General features: G+C 71.3%; 6 protein-coding genes and 1 pseudogene. All 7 read left to right on the top strand.

Translation table 11 applies throughout. The features are described 5' to 3' along the window. A partial coding sequence (locus ACWDR3_RS47325; RefSeq protein WP_450358887.1) for a fasciclin domain-containing protein occupies nucleotides 1–164 on the top strand: 164 nt, incomplete at its 5' end. A 105-nt stretch (nucleotides 165–269) separates the two neighbouring features. Then, complete coding sequence (locus ACWDR3_RS47330; RefSeq protein WP_450358883.1) at nucleotides 270–770, top strand: Asp23/Gls24 family envelope stress response protein; 501 nt, start codon at nucleotides 270–272, stop codon at nucleotides 768–770. 50 nt (nucleotides 771–820) lie between these two features. Continuing rightward, on the top strand, nucleotides 821–1,006 hold the full coding sequence (locus ACWDR3_RS47335; protein WP_401726766.1) for a hypothetical protein: 186 nt from the start codon (nucleotides 821–823) through the stop codon (nucleotides 1,004–1,006). Then, nucleotides 1,003–1,992 carry a DUF6286 domain-containing protein gene (locus tag ACWDR3_RS47340; protein ID WP_450358884.1) on the top strand — a complete coding sequence of 330 codons (990 nt, stop codon included), beginning with the start codon at nucleotides 1,003–1,005 and terminating at the stop codon, nucleotides 1,990–1,992. The genes ACWDR3_RS47335 and ACWDR3_RS47340 overlap by 4 nt, the downstream gene beginning before the upstream one ends. Beyond that, on the top strand, nucleotides 1,992–2,573 hold the full coding sequence (locus tag ACWDR3_RS47345) for a hypothetical protein (RefSeq protein WP_450358885.1): 582 nt from the start codon (nucleotides 1,992–1,994) through the stop codon (nucleotides 2,571–2,573). Before ACWDR3_RS47340 ends, ACWDR3_RS47345 begins: the two co-directional genes overlap by 1 nt. 178 nt (nucleotides 2,574–2,751) lie before the next feature. Then, the gene (locus ACWDR3_RS47350) at nucleotides 2,752–3,648 is read left to right on the top strand and encodes a S1 family peptidase (RefSeq protein WP_450358886.1); all 897 of its coding nucleotides are present in this window, start codon (nucleotides 2,752–2,754) and stop codon (nucleotides 3,646–3,648) included. A gap of 149 nt (nucleotides 3,649–3,797) precedes the next feature. Further along, nucleotides 3,798–4,052 (top strand): annotated as a pseudogene (locus tag ACWDR3_RS47355) (DNA-directed RNA polymerase subunit alpha); the annotation flags it as partial.

Here is a 4,052-nt window from a genome sequence, read left to right on the forward strand (position 1 = left end):
TGGAGAAGGGCTCCTTCGACACCCTGGAGAAGGCCAAGGTCACCACGGCCGGCTCCGGCGAGTCCTACACCGTCAACGACTCCGCCAAGGTCGTCTGCGGCAACGTGAAGACCGCCAACGCCAACGTCTACATCATCGACACCGTCCTGATGCCCACCAGCTGACGAGGCGCCGGAATTCTTTCCGGGTTCCGCGTCACAGACATCGCCGGGCCGGGTCTGACGGAGTGAGAGCAACTGTTCAGGCAGGCAGAGCAGAAGGGACGTGCCATGACCACGCAGACCGCACCGGCCGCCAAGGACGTGTCCATTCCCCGGACGGACAAGGAGCCGCGGACGACGGCCGTGTCCGGCGGTGTCACCGGAGTCGACCAGCCCGCCCCCGACCGCGGCCGGACGTCGATCGCCGACGTCGTCGTCGTGAAGGTGGCGGGCATCGCGGCCCGGGAGATCCCGGGCGTGTACGACATGGGCGGCGGGCTGTCGCGCACCATCGGCGCCGTACGCGACCGGGTGCCCGGCGGTCGGCCGAACGTGGGCCGCGGCGTCAAGGTCGAGGTCGGTGAACGTCAGACGGCCGTCGATCTGGACCTCGTCGTCGAGTACGGCGTGCCGATCGCGGAGGTCGCCCGCGAGGTGCGGGAGAACGTCATCTCCGCCGTGGAGCGCGTCACCAGCCTCGATGTCGTGGAGGTCAACGTCACCGTCAACGACGTGCACCTGCCCGAGGACGACGCTGAGGCGCACGGGACGGACTCCCGGGTGGAGTGAAGGGTCCGTCTCGTCACCGGTTCGGGCAGCCACGCAGCAGGGAGGACGCAGTGAACAGATCAATCGTGGGGATGGCCGCGGGAATGGCGCTGGCCTTCGCCGGCTTCTTCGGCGGCTTCGGGGCGTTCCTGCTGGTGGCCGCCCTGGGGGCGCTGGGGTGGGTGGTGGGACGCTGGTTCGACGGCGGGGGCCGCGTCCAGGATCTGCGGGACGCGTACGAGCGGAGCCGTCGATGACCACGCCGGCGTTGCGCGGCACAACGACCGTCTCGGACAAGGCAGTTCGCAGAATCGCCGAGCGCGCGGCCGTCGAGGCGCTCCCGGACCGGGGAGCCTCGGCACCCAAGGGAGCCGTCTCGGTGCACGGCCGCCGGGCCGACGTGGCCCTCGACGTGACGGTGTCCTATCCGCAGGCCCTGCCCGAGGCCGTACGCCGGGTCCAGGAGCATGTCGCCTCCCGCACAGGCCAGTTGACCGGGCTGGACGTCACGCGGCCCCGGATCGGCGTCACCGCGCTGCCTCCGTCGAAGGCGGTCGACGCGACCGCGGAACGGGATGAGCTCCCCGAGGCGACGGACAGTGACCGCACCCCGCTGCGGTGGTGGTCGCAGCGCCGACTGCCCATGGCCCTGCTCACGTTGGTGCTCGCCGTGGTCTCCGGCGCCCTGGCGTGCGACCTGATCCTGGTGCACACCGCGCACCGCCCGGCCGCCGACTGGCGCACCGGTGCCGTGCACTGGCTGTCGCACCACGGTCCCGGCGATACGTCCGTTGCCGTCGCCGCGGGTGCGATCGCCGCGCTCGGCGCGCTGATGATCGTCCTGGCGCTCTCCCCTGGGCGGCGCGGCCTGCTCCCCATCGCCTCGACACCACGCGTGCGTGCGGCGATCGACCGTTCCGCGATCGCACTCCTTGTCCGGGACGCGGTGGGCGCGACGGCGGGGATCGGCCGGGTGAGGGTTCGGGTGGGCCGTCGCCGCGTCACCGTTCGGACCGATCTGGCCTTCGGAGACCGGGCGACCGCGCGGAACGAGGTGACGGCCGCCGCCCAAAGGGTCCTCGACGGCTGCGAGTTGGGCCGTGCACCGCGGTTGAGGGTCTCGGTGCGGGCCGAGGACACCTGGGATCCGGAGCCGGACGTCCGGGGCGGTGTGGACGAGCCTCCGCCAGCCACCGAACCCGCCGGCAGCGTGCCGAGGGTTCCGGAAGGGGCGAACCTCTGATGCAGCGTTCACGGACGGTCCTCAACCGCACCGTCCTTGCCCTCGTCGGCCTTCTCCTGTTCCTCGGCGGCACGACCCTGGCGGTCACCTCCATCGCGTGGGCATCGCGCCTGCCGACGTGGTGGCCCCAACTCGCCCCGCACGCCGTGTTCCTGGACTCCGGGGACCTCGCAGAGCTTCGCACGCACGGCTGGTGGACGCCCACCGTCATGGCGGCCTCGATCGCGGCGACCGTCCTGTTCGCGCTGTGGTGTGCCCGGCAACTGCGCGGCGGCACGCGTCCGTTCGTGCCGCTGTCCACGCCGGGCAGCGGGCTGCGGACCCGCGCGCTTGAGGATGCCCTGACCTGGCAGGCGGTGGCGATCGACGGGGTCGGAGCCTGTCGCACCCGCGTCCTCACCCGGAGCAAGCGCCTCGACGTACGCATGCGGGTGTGGCTCCGACCGGACGTCACGCCGACTGCCGTCCTGCCGGCGCTCACCGCGCTCGCGGCCCGGACGGAGGGCACCATGCCGCCGTACACCGTCCGAACCCATGTCCGCTTCACCGCACGTGCGCACGGCAGCCCGAGGGTCCGCTGAGCACCGGTTGCGCGGCCCTCCGGCCGGTCCTCTCCGCCTGCCTCTTCGGCCGAAGTCGGCCTACCCCCGCCGGGCGTGGCTGGGCACACTGACCGGACCACAACAGGCAGGCACAGCAGGCCCGTTGATCCTTCGGGCGTGCTCCGGCCTGATCCACCGACCTCGGGGAGACCGGCTGATGAGAGCACGCCGTACCACCATCGGGCGTTCACGACTGATCGCCTCGGTGCTGAGCCTGCTCGTCGTGACCGCCCTCGCGGTGTCCGACACCGGTGCCTCCGCGGCGCCGACGGTCGGCGCCGCGTCGTCCGCCGCCTCGGTGACCGGCGCGACCTCCGCCGTCCAGTCCCTGGGAATCGCCGGGACGAGCTGGGCCGTCGACGAGGGCACCGGGAAGCTGCGGGTGCTCGCCGACGCCACGGTCTCGGACTCCGACCTGGTCAGGCTGCGCGGGGCGGCCCGGCAGTTCGCGGGTGCCGTCTCCCTCGGCCGACTCGACGGCTCACTGCGCACCCTCCTGTCGGGCGGCGACGGCATCTACGCCTCCCTCTATCGCTGCTCGGCCGGGGTCAACGTACAGAGCGGCTCCCAGTACTACTTCGTCACCGCGGGCCACTGCACCGAGGGCGTGTCCACCTGGTACACCACCTCCGGCATGACCACGGCGATCGGCAGCACCGTCTTCACCAGCTTCCCCAGCGACGACTTCGGTGTCGTCCGGTACACCAACTCGACCGTCCCCCACCCCGGCACCATCGGATCCGTCGACATCACCGGGACGGCGACCGCGTACCCCGGCCAGAGCGTCTGCCGTCGGGGAGCGGCCACCGGTGTGCGGTGCGGCGTGGTCGCCGCGCTGAACGCGAGCGTCAACTACGGGAACGGAGATGTCGTCCACGGCCTGATCCAGACCAATATCTGCGCCGAGCCGGGCGACAGCGGCGGTCCGCTCTACGCCGGCGACAAGGTCATCGGCATCCTCTCCGGAGGCTCCGGGAACTGCACCACGGGCGGGACCACGTACTACCAGCCGATCCAGGAGGTGCTCAACGCCGTCGGGTTGTCCGTCTACTGATGGTGTTCGTGGGGCGCCGGCCGGGGTCGAGGTCGCCGTCCTCGCGCCGCGCCTCGGCGGTGGGACGCCGAGGCGGCCCTATCGCACGTACCCTTCGTGGTGTCTACGGCGTCACATAGCGGGCGCCAAACCACTGGAGGCAACACCACGTGCTGATCGCTCAGCGTCCGTCCCTGACAGAAGAGGTCGTCGACGAGTTCCGCTCCCGGTTCGTGATCGAGCCGCTGGAGCCGGGCTTCGGCTACACCCTCGGCAACTCCCTGCGTCGTACGCTCCTCTCCTCGATCCCCGGTGCGGCGGTCACGTCCATCCGGATCGACGGTGTCCTGCACGAGTTCACCACCGTGCCGGGCGTCAAGGAGGACGTCACCGACCTGATCCTCAACATCAAGCAGCTGGTCGTC

Source organism: Streptomyces sp. NPDC001002, assembly GCF_053599215.1.

Coding starts and splice junctions, on each gene's coding strand:
- ACWDR3_RS47350 (WP_450358886.1), top strand. CDS start 2,752: ATGAGAGCACGCCGTACCACCATCGGGCGTTCACGACTGATCGCCTCG.
- ACWDR3_RS47330 (WP_450358883.1), top strand. CDS start 270: ATGACCACGCAGACCGCACCGGCCGCCAAGGACGTGTCCATTCCCCGG.
- ACWDR3_RS47345 (WP_450358885.1), top strand. CDS start 1,992: ATGCAGCGTTCACGGACGGTCCTCAACCGCACCGTCCTTGCCCTCGTC.
- ACWDR3_RS47340 (WP_450358884.1), top strand. CDS start 1,003: ATGACCACGCCGGCGTTGCGCGGCACAACGACCGTCTCGGACAAGGCA.